The sequence below is a fragment of the Pseudomonas sp. PB101 genome (assembly GCF_009764265.1).
Taxonomy (GTDB): Bacteria; Pseudomonadota; Gammaproteobacteria; order Pseudomonadales; family Pseudomonadaceae; genus Aquipseudomonas.
Genome location: NZ_RWIR01000035.1, coordinates 1 through 20,308, shown reverse-complemented (window position 1 = coordinate 20,308; position 20,308 = coordinate 1). Strand labels below are relative to the sequence as shown.

At 60.2% G+C, this 20,308-nt stretch carries 17 protein-coding genes; 6 read left to right on the top strand and 11 right to left on the bottom strand.

Annotated elements, in window-relative coordinates:
- Positions 1–180: 180 nt before the first annotated feature.
- From EI969_RS10845 to copC, 8 genes are all read right to left on the bottom strand, one after another.
- Entirely contained in the window at positions 181–1,461 is a 1,281-nt protein-coding gene (locus EI969_RS10845) for a TRAP transporter large permease (RefSeq protein ID WP_160387788.1), read from the bottom strand.
- Positions 1,461–1,988, bottom strand: a complete 528-nt coding sequence (locus EI969_RS10840; protein WP_110662845.1) for a TRAP transporter small permease — start codon at positions 1,986–1,988, stop codon at positions 1,461–1,463. The genes EI969_RS10845 and EI969_RS10840 overlap by 1 nt, the downstream gene beginning before the upstream one ends.
- A 78-nt stretch (positions 1,989–2,066) precedes the next feature.
- Positions 2,067–3,038 (bottom strand): TRAP transporter substrate-binding protein, encoded by a 972-nt coding sequence (locus EI969_RS10835; protein WP_160387786.1) that lies wholly within the window; start codon positions 3,036–3,038, stop codon positions 2,067–2,069.
- A gap of 76 nt (positions 3,039–3,114) precedes the next feature.
- The gene (locus EI969_RS10830) at positions 3,115–4,002 is read right to left on the bottom strand and encodes an SMP-30/gluconolactonase/LRE family protein (protein WP_160387783.1); all 888 of its coding nucleotides are present in this window, start codon (positions 4,000–4,002) and stop codon (positions 3,115–3,117) included.
- Positions 4,003–4,053: 51 nt separating this feature from the next.
- Positions 4,054–4,878 (bottom strand): NAD(P)-dependent oxidoreductase, encoded by an 825-nt coding sequence (locus EI969_RS10825; RefSeq protein ID WP_160387781.1) that lies wholly within the window; start codon positions 4,876–4,878, stop codon positions 4,054–4,056.
- Positions 4,879–5,146: 268 nt separating this feature from the next.
- Positions 5,147–6,442, bottom strand: coding sequence for an OprD family porin (locus tag EI969_RS10820; RefSeq protein WP_160387779.1), 1,296 nt, complete (start codon positions 6,440–6,442; stop codon positions 5,147–5,149).
- A 152-nt stretch (positions 6,443–6,594) separates the two neighbouring features.
- A complete protein-coding gene (copD, locus tag EI969_RS10815) occupies positions 6,595–7,452 on the bottom strand; it encodes a copper homeostasis membrane protein CopD (RefSeq protein WP_160387777.1) in 858 nt (285 codons plus the stop codon).
- A gap of 3 nt (positions 7,453–7,455) precedes the next feature.
- Positions 7,456–7,821, bottom strand: a complete 366-nt coding sequence (gene copC / locus EI969_RS10810; RefSeq protein WP_160387776.1) for a copper homeostasis periplasmic binding protein CopC — start codon at positions 7,819–7,821, stop codon at positions 7,456–7,458.
- 135 nt (positions 7,822–7,956) lie between these two features.
- Here copC and EI969_RS10805 point away from each other — a divergent pair, with 135 nt between their 5' ends.
- The gene (locus EI969_RS10805) at positions 7,957–8,577 is read left to right on the top strand and encodes a TetR/AcrR family transcriptional regulator (protein ID WP_110662020.1); all 621 of its coding nucleotides are present in this window, start codon (positions 7,957–7,959) and stop codon (positions 8,575–8,577) included.
- Between the two features lie 141 nt (positions 8,578–8,718).
- Here the strand turns inward: EI969_RS10805 and preA are convergent, their stop codons facing one another.
- From preA to hydA, 3 genes are all read right to left on the bottom strand, one after another.
- Entirely contained in the window at positions 8,719–9,993 is a 1,275-nt protein-coding gene (gene preA / locus EI969_RS10800) for an NAD-dependent dihydropyrimidine dehydrogenase subunit PreA (RefSeq protein WP_160387774.1), read from the bottom strand.
- The gene (locus EI969_RS10795) at positions 9,994–11,361 is read right to left on the bottom strand and encodes an NAD(P)-dependent oxidoreductase (protein WP_160387772.1); all 1,368 of its coding nucleotides are present in this window, start codon (positions 11,359–11,361) and stop codon (positions 9,994–9,996) included. It abuts the gene before it with no gap.
- Between the two features lie 161 nt (positions 11,362–11,522).
- Entirely contained in the window at positions 11,523–12,962 is a 1,440-nt protein-coding gene (hydA, locus tag EI969_RS10790; RefSeq protein WP_160387770.1) for a dihydropyrimidinase, read from the bottom strand.
- 540 nt (positions 12,963–13,502) lie between these two features.
- Between hydA and EI969_RS10785 the strand changes: the two genes are divergently transcribed.
- From EI969_RS10785 to EI969_RS10765, 5 genes are all read left to right on the top strand, one after another.
- The gene (locus EI969_RS10785; protein WP_160387768.1) at positions 13,503–14,987 is read left to right on the top strand and encodes an NCS1 family nucleobase:cation symporter-1; all 1,485 of its coding nucleotides are present in this window, start codon (positions 13,503–13,505) and stop codon (positions 14,985–14,987) included.
- 148 nt (positions 14,988–15,135) lie between these two features.
- The gene (locus EI969_RS10780) at positions 15,136–16,416 is read left to right on the top strand and encodes a Zn-dependent hydrolase (RefSeq protein WP_160387766.1); all 1,281 of its coding nucleotides are present in this window, start codon (positions 15,136–15,138) and stop codon (positions 16,414–16,416) included.
- 260 nt (positions 16,417–16,676) lie between these two features.
- On the top strand, positions 16,677–17,402 hold the full coding sequence (locus EI969_RS10775; RefSeq protein ID WP_160387763.1) for a hypothetical protein: 726 nt from the start codon (positions 16,677–16,679) through the stop codon (positions 17,400–17,402).
- A 138-nt stretch (positions 17,403–17,540) separates the two neighbouring features.
- Positions 17,541–19,037, top strand: a complete 1,497-nt coding sequence (locus tag EI969_RS10770) for a helix-turn-helix transcriptional regulator (protein WP_160387761.1) — start codon at positions 17,541–17,543, stop codon at positions 19,035–19,037.
- Positions 19,038–19,217: 180 nt separating this feature from the next.
- A complete protein-coding gene (locus EI969_RS10765; RefSeq protein WP_160387759.1) occupies positions 19,218–19,469 on the top strand; it encodes a DUF1652 domain-containing protein in 252 nt (83 codons plus the stop codon).
- The last annotated feature ends 839 nt before the right edge of the window (positions 19,470–20,308 follow it).

The following is a 20,308-nucleotide window of genomic DNA, read 5'->3' as shown; positions in this document are numbered from 1 at the left end:
CCCTGTGGCGAGGGGGCTTGCCCCCGTTGGGCTGCGAAGCGGCCCCCTGCAATTTTTGAGGAGCACCGAGTCGCTTGTATTTGCGACTGCTGCGCAGCCGAACGGGGGCAAGCCCCCTCGCCACAAAAGCCCCCTGACCAGCAAGCTCCCTGGTTACAGGGAGCTTTCTGACAAGGTGTTTTACAACACCAGATGCGGCAACCACAGCGAAATGGCAGGAATGTAGGTCACGGCCATCAACACCAGGAACAGCACCGCGTAGAACGGCAGCAGCGCCTTGACGGTTGATTCGATACTGACTTTACCCACGGCCGACCCCACGAACAGTACCGCGCCCACCGGCGGTGTGATCAAACCGATGCCCAGGTTGACCAGCATGATCATGCCGAACTGTACCGGGTCCACGCCAATGCCGAGGATCACCGGCATCAGGATCGGCGTGAGGATCAGGATCAGCGGCGCCATGTCCATGACCGTACCGAGCAACAGCAGCATGACGTTGATGCACATCAGGATCACGTAGCGGTTGTCCGACAGGGTCAGGAACAGCGTGGTGATCTTCGCCGGGATCTGCATCAGGGTCATGATGTAGCCGAAGCTGGCGGCGAAACCGATCAGGATCATCACGATCGAGATCGTGCGCACGGTGCGGTGCATCAGTTTTGGCAGTTCGCTCCATTTGTAGTCGCGGTAGATGAACATGGTCACGAAGAACGACCACAGCACGGCAATCGCCGCCGACTCGGTGGCGGTGAAAATGCCGGACAGGATGCCGCCGAGGATGATCACCATCGCCATCAGGCCCCACAGCGCTTCGCCGCAGATCTTCAGCGCTTCGCGCATCGGGATGACTTCACCCTTGGGGTAGTCGCGCTTCTTGGCGAAGATCAGGCACAGCACCATCAGGCACGCGCTCATCAACAGGCCCGGCACCACGCCGGCCATGAACAGCGAGGCAATCGACACCGTGCCGCCGGCGGCCAGCGAGTAGAGCACAGAGTTGTGGCTGGGCGGTGTCAGCAGTGCTTGCACCGAACCGCTGACGGTCACCGCCGTGGCGAATTCACGGGGGTAGCCGCGACGCTCCATTTCCGGAATCAGCACCGAACCGACCGAGGCGGTGTCCGCCACCGAGGAGCCGGAGATCGCGCCGAAAAAGGTCGAGGCCATGATGTTGACCAGCGACAAGCCGCCACGCACGAAACCGACCAGCACCCCGGCGAACGCCACCAGGCGTCGGGACATGCCGCCCTCGGCCATGATCGCACCGGCCAGCACGAAGAACGGGATGGCCAGCAGGGAGAACTTGTTCACGCCCCCGGCGACCTGAATCATCAGGGCCTGGAACGGGATGTCGATCCACCACGCGCCGATCAGTGCGGCAAAGCCCAGGGCGTAGGCGACCGGCATGCCGATCAGGATCAATGCGATAAAACTGCCGAGCAGTATCAGAGCGTCCATTAAGCGGCACCTTCGTTTTCTTCAACGAGGTCGAAACGCACGACCCGGCGGTTGCTCTGGTCGCCGAGCAAGAGTTTTTCCAGGACAAAGATCAGCGTCAGCACGCCGCCCACCGGAATCGGCATGTAGGTGATGCCCACACGCAGGGTCGGCAGGGCGCTCATGTACTGGTTCCAGGTCGACAGGCACAGCTTGCTGCCCCAGATGGCCATGAACAGGCAGATCGTAGCCATCAGCAGTTGCGCGAACACGGCCATGGCCTTGCGCAGGTGCGGCGGCATGCGGTCGGTGAGCATGGCCACTGCCATGTGCGAGCCGGACCGGTAGCTGGCGGCGGCGCCGATGAAGGTGAACACCATCATCAGCAGAATCGCCGTGGGCTCCGGCCAACTGGAGCCGGTGCCGAGGACGTAGCGGGCGAACACGCCCCAGGGAATGATTAACGCAATGGCCAGAACGGAGAGCCCGGCGACCCAGATACAGGTCATGTAGAGCTTGTCATTGATGCCTAGCAGCAGATTCTTCATCGGGTTCCACCGTAACCGGGCGCGCACTGACGTTCACCAACGTCAGCGGCGCCGGGCCTTTCTTGAATGCAGGGAGGGTTACTGAACGGCTTCGATGCGCTTGATCAGGTCGGCGTAAGGCGCGCCGTATTTCTCGCGGATCGAGGCGGTTGCCTCATAGAAAGGTTTCTTGTCGACGGTGATGAACTCGACGCCGGCGGCCTTGAGTTTCTCTTCACTGCTGGCCGATTTCGCATCCCACAGGGTGCGTTCCTGGGCCTGGGCCGCCTTGGCGGTTTTCTTCACCAGGGCTTGTTGCTCGGGCGTGAGTTTTTCCCAGGTGATTTTCGACATCACGATCGGCTCGGGCAGGATCAGGTGGCCGGTCAGGCTGTAGAACTTGGCGTTCTGGTAGTGGTTGTGTTCGAGCATGGTTGGCGGGTTGTTTTCCGCGCCGTCGATCACGCCGGTCTGCAGGGCGCTGAAGATTTCGCCAGTGTCCATCGCGATGCCGTTGCCGCCCATGGCGTTGATGGTTTCGATGAACATCGGGTTGCCTTGCACGCGGATCTTCATGCCCTTGAGGTCTTCAAGGCTGCGTACCGGTTTTTTGGTGTAGAGGTTGCGCGTGCCGCCGTCCATCCAGGCCAGCGCGACCAGGTTGAATTCGGAGTTGGTGATCTTGTCGAGGATCTCGTCGCCGACTGCACCGTCGATGACCTTGCGCATGTGCGCCTGGTCGCGGAACACGAACGGCATGTTGAACACGTTCACGTCCGGCACCACCGGGCCGACGATGCCAAGGCTGACCCGGGCCATCTGGATGGCGCCGACCTGAGCCTGTTCGACCACTTCTTTTTCCGAGCCGAGTACGCCACCGGCGAACATCTTGAAGGTCAGCGCGCCGTTGCTGTCGGCCACCAGGGTTTTACCCAGTTGCTCTTCAGCCACCACGGTCGGGTAACCGGCGGGGTGGATGTCGGCGAATTTGATTTCCAGCGCCTGGGCGGCGCTGCTGAGGGAGAAGGCGAACGGGAGTGCAGCGGCGAGCAAGGTGCGTTTGAAGTCCATGGGGGTGTCTCCAGTTTTATTGTTTTTTTATTCAAGGCACAGCGATGCAGCGGGAGCGCTTTTGTGTCGAGGTTGCTCAATCGTTGAAACGGGGTTCGGGTAAACCTTGGACGCCGGGATCGAGGGCGAACACGCCCCCGGCCAGTGATTGCGGATCATGGTCGTCGCCGGGGCGGATCGAGGTCACGAACAGCGTGTCCAGTCGAGGGCCACCGAAGGCGCACATGGTGGGTTTTTTCACCGGTACCGCGAGGGAGCGGTCAAGTCGGCCGTCGGGAGTGAAGCGGTGGATCAGGCCGGCGTCGTTGGCGCAAATCCAGTAGCAGCCGTCGGCATCCACCGCAGCGCCATCGGGGCGACCGCAGTATTGGTTCATGTCGACGAACACCCGGCGATTGGAGGGGGTGCCGGTGTCGATGTCGTAGTCGAAGGCCCAGATCTGTTGGACCAGCGGGTGAGAGTCGGACAGGTACATCGTGCGCCCGTCCGGGCTGAAGCCAAGGCCGTTGGGCACGATGAACCCGCTCAACTGAGCGTCGAGCGGTCCGTGCTGCCCGGCGCTGTAGCGATACAAGGTTCCGTTGGCGGCGTTGGCGCCCATGTTCAACACCATGCTGCCGGCCCAGAAACGCCCCTGGCGATCGCAACGGCCGTCGTTCAGGCGCATGTCGTCGCGGGCATGATCGACATGGGCCAAGGGTTCTGTATCGAGGCTGCCGTCATTGCGCGGATGCAGGCGGAAAAACCCGCTTTCCATCCCCGCGACCCAGCCACCGTCAGCATGGCGTGCGATGCATGCAAGCATCTGCGGGGTTTTCCAGGCGTCCACCTGGCCAGAGTCGGCACTCCAGCGCTGTAAAACGCCGGCGGGGATATCCACCCAGTACAGGGCGCTTTCCTCAGGTACCCAGACCGGGCTTTCACCGACCGCGTTGCGGGCGTCGACAATCAATTCGGCTTGCATGGCAACTCATTCCCTTGGTTTTTGTTGTGGGATCAAGTGAGCGGTGAAGGTTCAGTCGCCGAACGGCCCGGCTGCGCAGAAAGCACCGCCCTGATACAGGCGTGCCGGATCATCGGCGGCGGGCATCGGTTGGGCTTCGACTTTTTCGCGGAACTGTTCGGAGCTGTCCTGCGGGACAAAACCCAGGGCCGTGGCAAAGCGGTTGTCCCACCAGATGTCTTTGTTGTCGGACATGCCGTAGACCACGGTGTGGCCGACGTTCGGGGTGTACAGGGCGCGTTCGAGCAGTTGGGTCAGGTCGCCGAAGCTCAGCCAGGTGCTCATCATCCGGCGGTTGTGCGGCTCCGGGAACGAGGAGCCGATGCGCACGCTGACGGTCTCGATGCCATAGCGGTCGAAGTAGAAGGTGGCCATGTCTTCGCCGTAGGACTTGGACAGGCCGTAGTAGCTGTCCGGGCGGCGAGGGGAGTGGGCGTCGATGACTTCGTCTTGCCCGTAGAAGCCGATCACATGGTTGGAACTGGCGAAGATCACCCGCTTCACACCGTGGCGGCGCGCGGCTTCGTAGATGTGGAATACGCCGCAGATGTTGGCGCCGAGGATTTCTTCGAACGAACGCTCGGTCGACACGCCGCCGAAATGCAGGATCGCGTCCACGCCTTCGACCAGTTGATGCACCGCCTGCTTGTCGGCCAGATCGCAAGGCACGACTTCTTCGCGGTCATCGATGGCCGGCGCGATGTCGGCGATGTCCGACAGGCGAATGACATTGGCGTAGGGGCGCAGGCTTTCGCGCAGGACTTTACCGAGGCCACCGGCGGCGCCGGTCAGCAGCAGGCGATTGAAAGGGAGGCGGGCGGTTGCAGTGGTCGTCATGGGAATCCTGGGCGCGCGGTTATTGTTATTGATTCGTTGTAGGTTGTCGTACGACTTATGCGAAGTATCGTTAGGGTTTCCGGGTCTTGTCAACGCGACATTGGTGGTAATTGACGGAGGGTCGCCTGATACCTGCTGGCGTTAATCACCAGACTGGCGTGGAACCTGTGGGAGCGAGCTTGCTCGCGATGGCGGTCTTCCAGCCTGAGTTTGAGTTGGTTGACCCACCGCTATCGCGAGCAAGCTCGCTCCCACAGTGGTTCTGTGTTTACAGCAGGCTGATCGGATAGCTGATGAAAATCCGGTTCTCATCGAACTCGTTGGTGCTGAAGTCCTTGCGAATGCTCGCGTTGCGCCATTTCACGTTGAGGTTCTTCAGCGCACCGCTCTGCACGGTGTAGGCCAGTTCGGATTCGCGGCCCCATTCCTTGCCGTCGGTGATGGCGCCGGTGTGCACGTTGTCGCCGCTGATGTAGCGGTTCATCAGGGTCAGGCCGGGGATGCCGAGGGCAGCGAAGTTGTAGTCGTGGCGCACCTGCCAGGATTTCTCCCGGGCGTTGTCATAGCTGGAGTTGTAACTGTCGTTGGCCAGGGTGCCGCCGCTGGTGCCGTTGACCCGCATCCACACGTCGTCGCCGGTGAGTTTTTGCAGGCCGACGTAGAAGGTGTTGCCGCCGTATTTGGCCGAGAGCAGGGCGAACGCCGTCTTGTTGTCGAGGTCGCCGGCCTTGGCGCTGCCGTCTTCCTTGCCGATGAAGTAGCCCAGGTTGGCGCCCAGGGTCCAGTCGCCGACGGGCTGGCTGTGGGTCAGGTTGAAGTATTGCTGCTGGTAGATGTCACTGAGTTCGGAGTACCAGACGCCGACCTGCGTGCGCTTGTCATTGAACGCGTATTCACCGCCGCCGAAGTTGAACCGGTCCGAGGTGAACGCCGTTTTGCCGTTCATGAACATGTCTTCCATGCTCGCGTCGTTGCGTGGGCTGTTTTTCTGGAATTGACCGCCGTACAGCGTCAGGCCGCTGATTTCGCTGGAGGTCACCTGGGCGCCCTGGAAGGTCTGCGGCAGCGAGCGGCCATCGTCGGAGCGCAGGACCGGCAGCACCGGCATCCATTCGCCGACTTTCAGTTCGGTTTTCGAGATCTTGCCTTTGAGCGCCACGCCCAGCCGGCCGAAATTGTCGGCGGGGCGGCCGTCGTCGTGGATCGGCAACAGCTGCGTGCCACCGGTGCCTTTGCCGCCATCGAGCTTCTGCGAGTACAGGCCCAGTACATCCACACCGAAACCCACCGGGCCCTGGGTGAAACCGGACCGGGCATCGAGAATGAAGTTTTGCGTCCACTCTTCAGCCTTGCCCTGGGGGTAGGCCGGGTTGGTGTAGTTGCGGTTGAAGTAGGCGTTACGCAAATTCAGCGTGGCCTTGGCGTCGTCGCTGAAACCTTCGGCCTGGCTGATCATGGGCAGGGCGAAGGCCAGGCCGCTGCAGCCGATCAGGCTGAGGGTATGGCGACGGGAAAAGTTTGCGCGCGAAGAACGGGCGGAGGAATTGCGGACGAGCTTGCTCACTGTGACGCTCCCTTGTTTCTTGTTTTTATTGTTGTCATACGTCGTCGTACAACATTAGGGGCGATATTTACGGGATTTTCGGGGGTTGTCAATCGGAAGTTATACGATGACTTGAGGTGTTGTGAGTTGAAATGGATAACCGTGTGGGATTATTAGCTGGAAATCATGGGGGGCAGGGTGCCGAGCAATGAAACTGCTGCTACCGCGCCGATCCCGAGCAACCATTCGAGCACCACGCTGGCGCGCAGTGTTTGCAGACGCTGCTCGCAGTCATCGATGCGCAACCGATTGAACAACGCCAGGCCCAGCATCGCCGTCACCAGCAACGCCTTGACCAACAGGATCAAGGCAAACCCGGTGAACAACGGTGTCGGCCAGAAAGCGCCGGTGAGTACCCGCACATTGATCAGCCCGGTGATCAGCAATCCGCCGACCAGGCCGTAGCCGACGCCGCTGAAGCGCTGCAACATCAACCGGATCGAATGCCCCGCAGGCTGGCGCAGAATCATCACCAGCAACATCAGGCCGCCGAGCCAGGCACCGACGCAGATCAAGTGGATGAGTTGATTGAGGATCAGCAAGTGGCCTGCGGTGCCATCGAGCATGGCGCCGTGGCCGACCGGGGCCAGCGTGGTCAGCAGCAGGCCGCTGAGGATCAGGCGCAGCGCAAGGCTGGCGCGTAGTGGGGTCAGCAGCAACGCCAGCAACAGCAGGTTGATCAGCAAATGCCAGCGCCAGACCTGACCGAAAAAGGTATTACTCAGCACCAGCCCCAGGGTCGGCGGATCGAAGGCCGCGTCCCAGGCCCCGGCCATGCTCGCGGTAATCAGCAATAACCAGCAGACCCCGCTGACCAGCGCCACCACCGCCAGCCAACGGCAAGTGCGTGCCAGGCGTTGATCCAGTGCGCTTTCGCCACTTGAAAGCAAAGGCCTGAACAGCCAGGCGCCGAACAGCGTCAACACCACGACAAAATGCAGGAAGCGGCACAGCACCAGCGCGCTCGCCATGAATTACTGGCCAACCTTGAAGGCGTAGGCACCTTCGCTTTTGTGGGTGTCGACGGACACGGCGTGCCATTCGACTTTGTAGGCGCCGGCGCTCAACGGTGCGGCCGGGGTGACGATCAGGGTCTTTTTATCGCTGCCATCGGTGGTCAGGGCTTTGACCGCTACCGGCGCGCCATCGCGGGTCAGGGTGACTTTGGTGAAACTGGCCTCGACTCCCTCGGAGAACTCCAGGCGCAATTGTGTTGGCGCGGTCACGGTGCTGTCGGCGGCCGGTGTCTGGCTTTTCAGGTGGGCGTGGGCAAACACTGAAGAAGCGGCGAGCAGCGAGCCGAGCAGGGCCGTGATGGTCAGGGTTTTCTTGAGCAGCATCGTGAGTACCTTTGGCAGTTTCCAAGTGCGCTGAGTTTAGCGTTACGACAGCGGCTGTACGAAGTTTCGTTTTACCCTGTCGCCGCAGTCCAGAGCGGATGCTAGTCTTGTCCAACGTTGTTGTCGGGGATCCGCATGGGCAATCACAAGATCGAGATTCGTCGCAGTAACGTCGAAAAAATTCTTCTGGGGGCGGAAAAAGTCTTCGCTGAAAAGGGCTTCGGCAGCACCGCCATGGCCGACATCGCCGCCGAAGTGCAACTGCCGCGTTCCAACCTGCACTACTACTTCAGCACCAAGACCGAACTGTACAGCGCGGTGCTGTTCGATTTGCTGGAAGTCTGGAAGCAGGACGCGCTGTGTTTCGAGATGTTCGACGACCCGCGTGTGGTGCTCAGCAGCTACATCCGCGCCAAGATGAACCACTCCCGCAGCCGGCCTTACGGTTCGAAAGTCTGGGCCAACGAAATCATCCACGGCGCGCCGACCCTCGGCACAGCGCTGGATGTAAGCCTGTACGACTGGGCCAAGATGAAGGAAGCGAAAATCCGCCAGTGGGTGGACGACAAACGCATCCTGCCGGTCGAGCCGTCGAGCCTGCTGTACATGATCTGGGCCTCGACCCAGCACTACGCCGACTTCGATCACCAGGTGAATATTCTCAACGACCACCAGCCGCTGTCGGACATGCAGTTTGAAAGGGCGGTGCAGACGGTGACCAGCGTGATTTTGCGGGGGATTGGGTTGGAGCCTTGAGGTTGGGTGGTGTTGCTGCTGGCCTCTTCGCGGGCAAGCCCGCTCCCACAGTGTTTTATGTCGTACACAAATACTGTGTACACAGAGAAACCTGTGGGAGCGGGCTTGCCCGCGATGAGGCCCGATCAGACACCCCACAACTCAGACGGCAACGTGATACGGATTCCTCGGATCATGATTCCAGTCCAGGAACGGCTTGCCGGTCTCCACCGGCACCATCTCGATACAGTCCTGCACCGGGCAGGTGATCTGGCACAGGTTGCAGCCCACGCACTCCTCATCGATCACCTGGTACTTGTGCGTGCCGTCCGCCTGCTTGAGGCTGGCCACGGCCTGGTGCGAGGTGTCCTCACACGCGATATGGCAACGACCACAACCTATGCACGCCTCCTGGTCGATTTTGGCGATCACCTGGTAGTTGATGTCCAGGTACTTCCAGTCCGTGGTGTTGCCCACCGCGCGACCGGAAAATTCCGACACGCTGGCGTAGCCCTGACTGTCCATCCAGCGTGACAAACCGTCCTTCATGTCTTCGACAATCCGGAAGCCATGCAGCATCGCCGCCGTGCACACCTGCACCGAACCGCAGCCCAAGGCAATGAATTCCGCGGCGTCACGCCAATTGCCGATGCCACCGATGCCGCTGATGGGCAAGCCCCGGGTCTGTGGATCACGGGCGATTTCGGCGACCATGTTCAAGGCAATCGGCTTGACCGCCGAGCCGCAATAACCGCCATGGGTGCTTTGGCTGCCGACCATGGGGTTGGCGACCATGCGTTCGAGGTTGACGCTGGTGATCGAGTTGATGGTGTTGATCAACGACACCGCATCGGCGCCGCCACGGTGGGCCGCACGGGCGGCGACGCGGATGTCGGTGATGTTCGGCGTGAGCTTGACGATCACCGGCAGCGAGCAATAGGTCTTGCACCATCGCGTGACCTGTTCCACGTATTCCGGCACCTGGCCGACCGCAGCGCCCATACCGCGTTCCGGCATGCCGTGGGGGCAACCGAAATTCAACTCGATGCCATCGGCGCCGGTGGCTTCCACCAGTGGCAGGATGTGTTTCCAGGATTCTTCGACGCAGGGCACCATCAACGACACGATCAGCGCCCGGTCTGGCCAATCCTTTTTGACCTGGGTGATTTCCCGCAGGTTGATCTCCAGCGAGCGGTCGGTGATCAGCTCGATGTTGTTAAAACCGAGTACCTCCCGGTTAGCCCCGAAGTGCGCCGAGTAGCGCGACGACACGTTCACCGCCGCCGGGTCTTCACCCAGGGTTTTCCAGACCACGCCGCCCCAACCGGCCTCGAAGGCGCGCACTACGTTGTAGGCCTTGTCGGTGGGCGGCGCAGAGGCCAGCCAGAACGGGTTGGGGGATTTGATGCCAGCGAAGACAATCGACAGATCGGCCATTTACGCAGCCTCCACGTTGAGCATCAGTTGAGCGTTGATCGCTTCGGCGGCGCGCTTGCCATGCTGCACGGCTTGCACGGTGAGGTCCTGATCGAGGCTGGTGCAGTCGCCGCCGGCGTACACGCCGGGGATGCTGGTGCGCAGGTTTTCATCGACGTCAATCCGTTCGCCCTGGCGCTTGAGCTCACGGGCCAGCGGATCGGCGAGGGCGCTGCCGTCGAAGGCCTGGCCGATGGCCTTGAAGATCGCGTCGGCGGCCAGTTCGAAGGTTTCGCCGGTGCTTTGCAGGCGACCTTCGACCAGATGGGTGCGGGCGAAACGCATGCCGCGCACGCGGCCTTGGTCATCGAGCAAAACTTCCTCGGGTTGCGCCCAGGTCATCAGCCGCACCTGATTCGCCTTGGCAATCTCCTGTTCGTGATGGGTGGCGCCCATTTCTTCGGTCCCGCGCCGATACACCAGATTCACGTCACGGGCGCCGAGGCGGGCCATTTGCACGGCCATGTCGATGGCGGTGTTGCCTGCGCCGAGGACAATGCAGTGATCGGCCAGGGGCAGTTGGCTCAGGTCATCGGCCTGGCGCAGTTCGCGGATGTAGTCGGTGGCGGCGAGCAGGCCGGGCGCGTCTTCGTGGGCCAGGCCCAGCTGTTTGCTGGCGTTGAGCCCGAGGCCGAGAAACACCGCGTCGAACTGTTGATGCAGTTCGCTGAGGGTCAGGTTGTCCCCGAGTTTCTGCCCGTGGCGGATTTCGATGCCGCCGATTTCCAAAAGGAAGTCGAGTTCCTTTTGTGCGTAGTCATCCACCAGTTTGTATTTGGCGATCCCGTATTCGTTGAGGCCGCCAGCCTTTTCCCGCGCCTCGAAGATCACCACCTCATGCCCGTGCATGGCACTGCGGTGGGCGCAGGACAAACCGGCCGGGCCGGCACCGACCACGGCGATGCGTTTGCCGGTGGCGGCGGCACGCTGGAACGGGTGCGTGCTGAAATGCGCATTGTCCACGGCGTAGCGTTGCAACAGGCCGATCAGGACCGGCGCGCATTCGTGGGCGTTGTTGCGCACGCAGGCTTGCTGGCAAAGGATTTCCGTCGGACACACCCGGGCGCAACTGCCACCGAGGATGTTGGCCGAGAGGATTTTCTGCGCGGCGCCTTGCACGTTGTCCTGCGCAATGTTGCGGATGAACGAGGGAATGTCGATCTCGCTCGGGCAGGCATTGACGCAGGGCGCGTCGTAGCAATACAGGCAGCGCGAGGCTTCCAGGTGCGCCTGGCGCTCGTTGAGCGGTGGCGCCAGGTCGGTGAAGTGGCCGGCGAGGGCGGCCGCATTCTCAACGGGATGGGGGAGGTGGTCCAGGGTCTTGATCACGGTTTTGGCCTCACGGTTATTTGAGGTGCTGCCTCTGAATGGGCATTGTTTTTTGTGTTGTCTGGGCGGGCCTCATCGCTGGCAAGCCAGCTCCCACAGGATCTCGGGCGTTCACAAAACCTGTGGGAGCTGGCTTGCCAGCGATAGGCCGAAGGCCGCTCTCAGCGCTTGACGGCAACCGGCTGATTCAACTCAGCCCGCTTGCTCAGCAAATCAAACACCGCCGGATACGCCGGCCTTTCGATATAGCGCCCGGCACCGCGCTCGGCCCGTAGGTCGCCGTCGGCCCAGACCACGCGGCCCTGGCTGATGGTGTGGCTGGGCACGCCGCGCACGGTCTTGCCTTCGAAGATGTTGAAATCCACCTGCTGATGGTGGGTCTTGGCGGAAATGGTCCGTGTGCCTTGCGGATCCCACAGCACCAGGTCGGCATCGGCACCGACGCGGATCGCGCCTTTGCGCGGGTAGAGGTTGAAGATCTTCGCCGTGTTGGTGGACGTCAGCGCGACGAATTGCTGCATCGATAAGCGTCCGCTGTTGACGCCTTCATCCCACAACACCGCCATGCGGTCTTCGATGCCGGCAGTGCCATTGGGGATCTTGCTGAAGTCGTCGCGGCCAGCGGCTTTTTGCTCGGCGCAAAAGCAGCAGTGGTCGGTGGCGGTGGTGTGCAGGTTGCCCGATTGCAGGCCATGCCAGAGCGCTTCCTGATGGCCGCGAGGACGGAACGGCGGGCTCATCACATAACCGGCGGCGGTCTGCCAGTCGGGGTGACGATAGACGCTGTCGTCCAGCAGCAGATGGCCGGCCAGCACTTCGCCGTACACCGGCTGGCCCTTGGCCCGGGCGTAGGTGATTTCGTCCAGCGCTTCCTTGGTCGAGACGTGCACCAGATACAACGGCGTACCCAGGGTCTCGGCGATGCGGATCGCCCGGCTCGCGGCCTCGCCTTCAACCTGTGACGGCCGCGACAGCGGATGCGCCTCCGGACCGGTCATGCCCTGGGCCATCAGCTTGCGTTGCAGGTGATACACCAGCTCACCGTTTTCCGCGTGCACGGTCGGCACCGCGCCCAGTTCCAGGCAGCGTTCGAAACTCGCCACCAGGGTGTCATCGGCGGCCATGATCGCGTTCTTGTAGGCCATGAAATGCTTGAAGCTGTTGACGCCGTGCTGGCTGACGAGTTCGGCCATTTCCTCGCGAACCTGCTCGCTCCACCAGGTGATGGCGACGTGAAAACCGTAGTCCGATGCCGACTTCTCGGCCCAGCCGCGCCACTGATGGAAGGCTTCCATCAAGGATTGCTGCGGATTGGGGATCACGAAGTCGATGATCGAGGTGTTGCCGCCGGCCAGTCCCGCCGCCGTGCCGCTGTAGAAGTCTTCGCTGGCCACGGTGCCCATGAACGGCAGTTGCATGTGGGTGTGCGGGTCGATGCCGCCGGGCATCAGGTATTGGCCGCTGCCGTCGAGCACTTCGGCCTCTGCGGGAACATCGAGGTTTTCGCCGATGGCCTTGATCACGCCGTCTGCGCAATACACATCGGCGCGATAACTTTCATCATGGGTAACAACGGTGGCGCCACGGATCAACAGAGACATTCCGAGTTCCTCGCAGGCAATGACCGGCTTGTGCCGGTTCTAGATGTTTTATTCAAGACAACCGGCGCAGAACTAATCCTGTCAACGCTGTCAGGATTAAACGCTAGCTGCACTTATCCGAATCGGCAAGAATATTTTTTATAAGCTTATGCGGTATTTAAGTAATTGATATTCAAGTAATAAAATCTTAAATCACCAAAATGGTGAGGCCGTTCACCATTTTGACGCACTTGACAGGATCTCAAAATGGTCAAGATTTCTTATGTGAAATCAGCTGTTTGAGTATGGTCTATGGTTGATGCGCAGCCATCGGAAAAAAGATCGACGCACCAGTTTGAGTCCTGACTGTTTCGACAACTTGCCTGGCATTCGGCCTGAGGGGCCTGACAAATAGTCGAATCAGCGATTAAACCTGATGAACATCAGTTGGTTGCAATGTGTTTATGGAACTGCCCGATGCGTAGTCGGGGTACTCGGCACGTTTATTGAAGTCGCCGATCCCTGATGAGCAACAATAATCAAAAGAACAGTGGAGCGGCCATGCAACAGATCAGATCGCAAGTGACCGAGCGCGACGGCTTGTTCGAGCTCGAAGCCGGCAGCGATGTCCTCGACAGTCCCCGTTACAACCACGACATTGCACCGACCAAGGTGCACGAACGCACCTGGAACAAGTGGCACATCACCGCGCTGTGGGTGGGCATGGCGATCTGCGTGCCGACCTACACCCTCGGCGGGGTGTTGACCGCCTACTTCGGCCTGAGCGTCGGTGAAGCGCTGCTGGCGATTCTGTTCGCCAACATCATCGTGCTGATTCCACTGACGCTTAATGCCTTTCCCGGCACCAAGTACGGCATTCCCTTTCCGGTGCTGCTGCGCTCGTCCTTTGGCGTGCTCGGTTCCAACATTCCGTGCCTGATCCGCGCCCTGGTGGCGTGCGGCTGGTTCGGTATCCAGACCATGTTCGGCGGGCTGGCGATTCACCTGTTCCTCGGTTCTGTGTTCGAGGGCTGGAAATCCCTGGGAGGCACCGGCGAGGTCATCGGCTTCATGGTGTTCTGGGCGCTGAACCTGTGGGTGGTGATTCGCGGCGCCGAGTCGATCAAATGGCTGGAAACCCTGTCGGCGCCGCTATTGGTGCTGGTGGGCGCAGGCCTGCTGGTCTGGGCCATGCCCAACGTGTCGATGACCGAACTGCTGGCGATTCCGGCCAAGCGTCCCGAAGGCGCCGGCGTGGCCAGCTACTTCGCGGCCGGGCTGACGGCGATGGTCGGCTTCTGGGCCACGCTGTCGCTGAACATTCCGGACTTCAGCCGCTACGCAAAAAGCCAGAAGGACCAGATCGTCGGGCAGATCATCGGCCTGCCGCTGACCATGTTCCTGTTCGCCTCCCTTGGCGTGGTGATGACGGCCGCGTCGGTGAAACTGGTGGGGGTGACGGTGTCCGATCCGGTGACCCTGATCGGCCATATCCAGAGCCCGGTCTGGGTCGCACTGGCGATGGCGCTGATCATCATCGCCACGCTGTCGACCAACACGGCGGCCAACATCGTGTCGCCGACCAATGACTTCCAGAACATCGCGCCCAAGGCGATCAACCGCACCAAGGCGGTGTTGCTCACCGGCTTGGTCGGCCTGGCATTGATGGCCCATGAGCTGCTGAAAAAACTCGGCCTGATTGTCTCGGACGTCAGTCTGGAAACCGTTTATTCCAACTGGCTGCTCGGCTACTCCAGCCTGCTGGGGCCGATCGCCGGGATCATGGTGGTGGACTATTTCCTGATCAAGAAACAGCAACTGGACCTTGCCGGCCTGTACCGCGATGACGTGTACCCGGCGTGGAACTGGAGCGGGTTCATCGCGTTTGGCGTGCCGGTGGTGCTGACGCTGCTGTCCCTGGGCAGCGATGCGTTCAGTTGGTTCTACAGCTATGGCTGGTTCACCGGCTCGGTGCTGGGTGGGGTTATTTATTACGGGTTGAGTGTGATGCGGCCCAGCCCGTCAATCGCTAAATCTGCGGTGTAAGGGAGGGCCTCATCGCTGGCAAGCCAGCTCCCACAGGGTTCTCGGGTGTTCACAAAACCTGTGGGAGCGGGCTTGCCCGCGATGGCGGCCTCAAGCTCACCAACCAATTGCCTGAAGAAATCCATAAGAACAGCCTGAGGAGATCATCATGAACGCGGCCGTCGACGTTCTGCAATCCAGCCATCAGCACATCAACCGCGACCGCCTATGGCAATCGCTCATGGAGCTGGCCAGGCTCGGCGCCACGGTCAAGGGCGGGGTATGTCGCCTGGCCCTGACCGATCTCGACCGCCAGGCCCGGGACATCTTCGTCAAGTGGTGCACGGATGCCGGCTGCACCGTCAGCATCGACGCCGTCGGCAATATCTTCGCCCGCCGCCCCGGGCGCAACCCCGACCTGCCACCGGTGATGACCGGCAGCCACATCGACACCCAGCCCACCGGCGGCAAGTTCGATGGCTGCTTCGGTGTGCTGGCCGGCGTCGAAGTGCTGCGCACCCTCAATGACCTGAATATCGAAACCGAAGCGCCGCTGGAAGTGGTGGTCTGGACCAACGAAGAAGGCTCGCGTTTCGCCCCGTGCATGATGGGCTCCGGCGTGTTCGCGGAAAAATTCACCCTCGAGGAAACCCTGGCCAAGGTCGATGCCGATGGCGTGACGGTCGGTGAAGCGCTGAATGCCATAGGCTACGCCGGCCCGCGAAAAGTCAGCGGCCACAAAGTCGGCGCCTATTTCGAAGCGCACATCGAGCAAGGCCCGATCCTGGAAGACGAACGCAAGACCATCGGCGTGGTGATGGGGGCTCTCGGGCAGAAATGGTTCGACCTGAAACTGCGCGGCGTCGAAGCCCACGCCGGCCCGACGCCGATGCACCTGCGCAAGGACGCCCTGGTCGGCGCCGCGGTGATCGTCGGTGCGCTCAACCGCGCCGCCCTCGGTCATCAACCCCATGCCTGCGGCACCGTCGGATGCCTGCAAGCCTATCCGGGCTCGCGCAACGTCATCCCCGGCGAGGTGCGCATGACCCTGGACTTCCGCCATCTGGAACCGGCACGCCTGGACTCGATGATCGCCGAAGTGCGCGAAGTCATCGAAACCACCTGCGACGAACACGGCCTGACCTTCGAGCTCACCCCGACGGCCGACTTCCCGCCGCTGTACTTCGACAAGGGCTGCGTCGAAGCCGTGCGCGGCGCCGCCCAGGGCCTGGGCTTGTCGCACATGGACATCGTCAGTGGCGCCGGGCATGACGCGATCTTCCTCGCCGAACTCGGCCCGGCCGGGATGATTTTCGTGCCGTGCGAAGGCGGCATCAGCCACAACGAAATCGAAAACGCCGCGCCCGATGACCTCGCCGCCGGGTGTGCGGTGCTGCTGCGCGCGATGCTGGCGGCTTCGGCGGCGATTGCAGAGGGGCCGTTGGCGTAGACGTTAGTGTTTTCAGTTGCGCGCAACTCCTGCAGGAGCCGGGCTTACTCGCGAAGACGTCGGATCAGGCGGCGAAGATGTTGCATTTGATCGACTCTTCGCTAAAGCTTCTCTATTACATAGGTTTGTGGATATTAAAATAGTTTTTATCTGCGTTTGGTTCTAAGTGACTGTCATATTTGACAGTTGTGCTGTGGCGCGTTTTCTCCAATAGTAGAAACTCATGTGTTCGCGAGTTATTAAGTAGAGGGGATTGTGTCATGGCAAGTGGTGCAGATAGCAAATCTGGAAGTGATCCGTTTAAAAATGTTCTCATGTTCGTTGATGCGTATAGGTATACCCGGGGCGCGCCAATGTTGTTACAGGGTTCTATTGCAAGTGAGTTAAGTTTTAGTTCGGTCGACTGGGCGGGTAAATCTCTTGAGTTTCGTCTTGGGATAGTCTCTGATACACCGTCCAACTATGATTTAACTCCGGACGCTGAGACATGGGTAAAGGCAGATGCTGGCAAGGTAAAGTGGTCGATAACACCTAAAAGTACAGATGGCAATCTCACGTTGGTACTGTACTCTCGGAGTTTTACTGAAACCATGGAATTTCGCTGCGAGTTCTTTACGGCGGATCACCCTTGGTATCCAAATTCAAAATTTTATATTTTTACGCCAACCGATAATGGTTTTTTTGCTCACAAGGGGAATATGTTCATTTCTCAATCTGACTACCAGTATAACATCCAGTTGTATCCCGAGGGGCGCGAGTTGATTGGTAAAGAAATCAAGTTGACCTTGGAGGGGGGTGATGGGGTGCCCGAAGTTACGCCTTCCGGGTCTCGGCCTATGGGTGCAGGAGGATTGAAATGGTATTTTAGCTTCGATCAATTCGCTAAAATAGTGCCAATAACTGCGCGGGTTGAAGGTGACGGTGTTCCGTCAACGACCACGTTCAACTTTTTTCCCTCTGAAGGCGCTACGGCTAAAATCGTATAGCAAGTTGGAGCATTCAGGGCCAATTGATAGTTTGAGAGATTCAGCCGAAGAGCAGAAGCAATGCACGATCACACACCCTTGCGGTCGTAATCTTCACAGAGCGCCCTACATTGGCGCTCCCGTCACTGTGGAGATCCAATGAGCCAGGGCGTCCTGACCACCGACACCAATCGCCGCCAGTTGCAGCAGATCATCGCCGGCCTGTCCGACGGGGTGATCCTGCTCGACCCCGACCAGAGCATTCTGTGGGCCAACGAAGCCGCGCTGGTGATGCACGGCGTCGAGCAGGTCAGCGACCTCGGTGCCAACGCCAAGGCCTATACCAAACGCTTCGCCCTGCGCTACCGCAACAACCATGGGGTGCCGGCCGAAGGCTACCCGATCAACCGGGTCGCGCGTGGCGAGACGTTCAGCGATGTGCTGGTGGAATTGACCCCGGCAACGGACGCAGAGCGTAGCTGGGTCCATCGCGTGCGCAGCCTGGTGTTGGCCGATAGCCGTGGCGAGCCGGAATCACTGGTGTTGATCATGGACGATGTCACCGAGTGGGCCAGCGCCGAGCAGCGCTTCGAAAAAACCTTCGCCGCCAACCCGGCACCGGCGGTGATTTGTCGACTCAGTGATCTGCGCTACATCAAGGTCAATCCTGGCTTCCTCGAAATGACCGGTTATGCCCGTGACCAGGTGATCGGCACGTCGACCTATGAGCTGGACGTTCTGGACCGGGCCGAAAACCGCGAACTGGCCAAGCAGCGCCTGCGCGAAGGGGCGACCATTCCACAGATGCAGGCCGAGTTGCGTTTGCCCGATGGCGGCAGCAAACAGGTGATCGTCGCCGGCCAGCCGCTGGAGCTCAACGACGAACCCTGCATGCTGTTTTCCTTTGTCGACATGGAGCCCCGGCACAAGGCCGAAATCGCCCTGCGCCAGAGTGAAGAGCGCTTCGCCAAGGCCTTCCGGCTGTCTCCGGTGCCGATACTGGTGTGCGCTGCGGCGGATCAGCTGGTGCTGGATGTCAACGAAGCGTTCCTCGACACCCTGGGTTATCCCAGTGAAGAGGTGCTCGGGATCAGCATTGCGCAGATCGATTTCATCGATGACAAAAGCGCGCGCATCCGCCTCTTCGCCGCGCTGGAGAAAACCGGCAGCCTGGACCGCGTCGATGTGCGTATGCGCAGAAAAAACGCCGGGTTGATCGATTGCGCGGTGTCGGCGGACACCGTGAACATTCAGGACATGCCCTGTTATCTGCTGGTGTTGATGGACATCACCGAGCGCAAGCGCACAGAACAGGAACTGGTGTCGGCCATCGAGGAAGTGATGAAGGACGCCTCATGGTTCAGCCGCACGCTGATCGAAAAACTGGCCAACGTGAAGAGCATCAACTCACAGAAGTTGCCCGGCGTATCCTTCACCGACCTGACCGCCCGTGAGCGCGATGTGCTGAGCCTGATATGCGAAGGCCTGGCCGACAAGGAAATCGCCGCGCGCCTGAAGCTGGCGCCGAACACGGTGCGCAACCATGTGGCGGCGGTGTATTTGAAACTCGATGTGCATAGCCGCAGCGAGGCGATTGTCTGGGCACGGGAGCGCGGACTGTTCTCGAACGAGTGGCGGCCGAAGGCACAGCGATAAGGTGCAAATGCACCAGCTCGCAGGGTGCAAATTGATGTGTCGACTCCGGGTGGTGACTCTTAGGCTGAGGACGTGCTGCAGCTGACTACAAGTCAGCTGCGCACCCCCTTCGTAAACCGCCAAAAGGACTCGCCCCATGAGCCGGCTACACGATGCATCAAACCGTCAGGGCCCGTTGCAATGACTACCCTGGCACAGTTGCGGATGCTGATTGAACGCAATTTTTCACCCCTGGCCTGCGAATGCAGTGTCACCGGCGACCATTCGCTGACTGTGAAGCTCTATCATCCGGTGTCGGGGCAGGTGGACCTGGTGGTCAGCGGTCTGACCCTGCACACGCTGCAAACCGCAGAATCGGTCGCGGCATTGATCGAAGAACTGCGGTACGAACTCGACAGCAATTCCCTGCAAAGACCTGATCCGGTGATGTAAGAACTGCCAGCTTTTACTGGCATTGGCCACCGGCTGGGCTATAAATGATTCGCAGATATTTATTTTTGTGACAGGTGTGAGGATTTTGCGCACCAATTCTGTTGTCACAAAAATGTGTCGATCACTTATCGCGGGTCAACCTATGAAAACTCTTGGGAAACGCGTTATCTCACCCTTGTCGCTGGCATTGTGCGTGGCGATTCTCGGCGGCTGCTCCAGCCCGCCACCCCCTCCAGTTGTCACTCCACCCCCTCCTGAACGCACTTGCCAGGCCATGGATAAAACCGATGTGCTGGGTGATGTTCGGGCCGAAGACGGGCAGGTGACGCGGGTCACCACCACGACGCGCTGCGTCACGCAGTAAATCCGGGGGCGGTGTACGTTGAAACCCCGGGTCGAGAGCATCGTACTGATCGCAGGGCGGTAGCCTCATTGAAGGCGCGATCAGCGCGATGCGCAGCAAGTTCGATCTGCTTGGGGTGATGGTGATTTCTTTCTTTCTCGACGTTTGTGGTAAGTCTGATGGGTACCACCTGCGTTGTTGGCGCGGGCGGTCTATTTATTGTTTCTGCTGTTGTCAGTTCATTTTGGCTGGCAGTTGCGAGATTTATGTGTTTGAAGTTCTTTTTTATCACCATTTGTTCTAATTGAACTGTCAATTCTGCCAGTTACTCTGGCTGCGTTTTTACCCGATAGTTGAGCGACCAGCCTGTTATTCCCAGTCGACTATCGAGACAACATCATGAGTATTGAATTGAAAGCCGGAGCAACTGAAATCGTTCCCGTGTATATCTGTCACGGTGCAGAGCATGATTTCAAAATTGCGGCTGCAGAAGACA

Coding starts and splice junctions, on each gene's coding strand:
- EI969_RS10770 (WP_160387761.1), top strand. CDS start 17,541: ATGAGCCAGGGCGTCCTGACCACCGACACCAATCGCCGCCAGTTGCAG.
- EI969_RS10845 (WP_160387788.1), bottom strand. CDS start 1,461: ATGGACGCTCTGATACTGCTCGGCAGTTTTATCGCATTGATCCTGATC.
- EI969_RS10775 (WP_160387763.1), top strand. CDS start 16,677: ATGGCAAGTGGTGCAGATAGCAAATCTGGAAGTGATCCGTTTAAAAAT.
- copC (WP_160387776.1), bottom strand. CDS start 7,821: ATGCTGCTCAAGAAAACCCTGACCATCACGGCCCTGCTCGGCTCGCTG.
- EI969_RS10805 (WP_110662020.1), top strand. CDS start 7,957: ATGGGCAATCACAAGATCGAGATTCGTCGCAGTAACGTCGAAAAAATT.
- EI969_RS10840 (WP_110662845.1), bottom strand. CDS start 1,988: ATGAAGAATCTGCTGCTAGGCATCAATGACAAGCTCTACATGACCTGT.
- hydA (WP_160387770.1), bottom strand. CDS start 12,962: ATGTCTCTGTTGATCCGTGGCGCCACCGTTGTTACCCATGATGAAAGT.
- copD (WP_160387777.1), bottom strand. CDS start 7,452: ATGGCGAGCGCGCTGGTGCTGTGCCGCTTCCTGCATTTTGTCGTGGTG.
- EI969_RS10785 (WP_160387768.1), top strand. CDS start 13,503: ATGCAACAGATCAGATCGCAAGTGACCGAGCGCGACGGCTTGTTCGAG.
- EI969_RS10835 (WP_160387786.1), bottom strand. CDS start 3,038: ATGGACTTCAAACGCACCTTGCTCGCCGCTGCACTCCCGTTCGCCTTC.
- EI969_RS10830 (WP_160387783.1), bottom strand. CDS start 4,002: ATGCAAGCCGAATTGATTGTCGACGCCCGCAACGCGGTCGGTGAAAGC.
- EI969_RS10765 (WP_160387759.1), top strand. CDS start 19,218: ATGACTACCCTGGCACAGTTGCGGATGCTGATTGAACGCAATTTTTCA.
- preA (WP_160387774.1), bottom strand. CDS start 9,993: ATGGCCGATCTGTCGATTGTCTTCGCTGGCATCAAATCCCCCAACCCG.
- EI969_RS10780 (WP_160387766.1), top strand. CDS start 15,136: ATGAACGCGGCCGTCGACGTTCTGCAATCCAGCCATCAGCACATCAAC.
- EI969_RS10825 (WP_160387781.1), bottom strand. CDS start 4,878: ATGACGACCACTGCAACCGCCCGCCTCCCTTTCAATCGCCTGCTGCTG.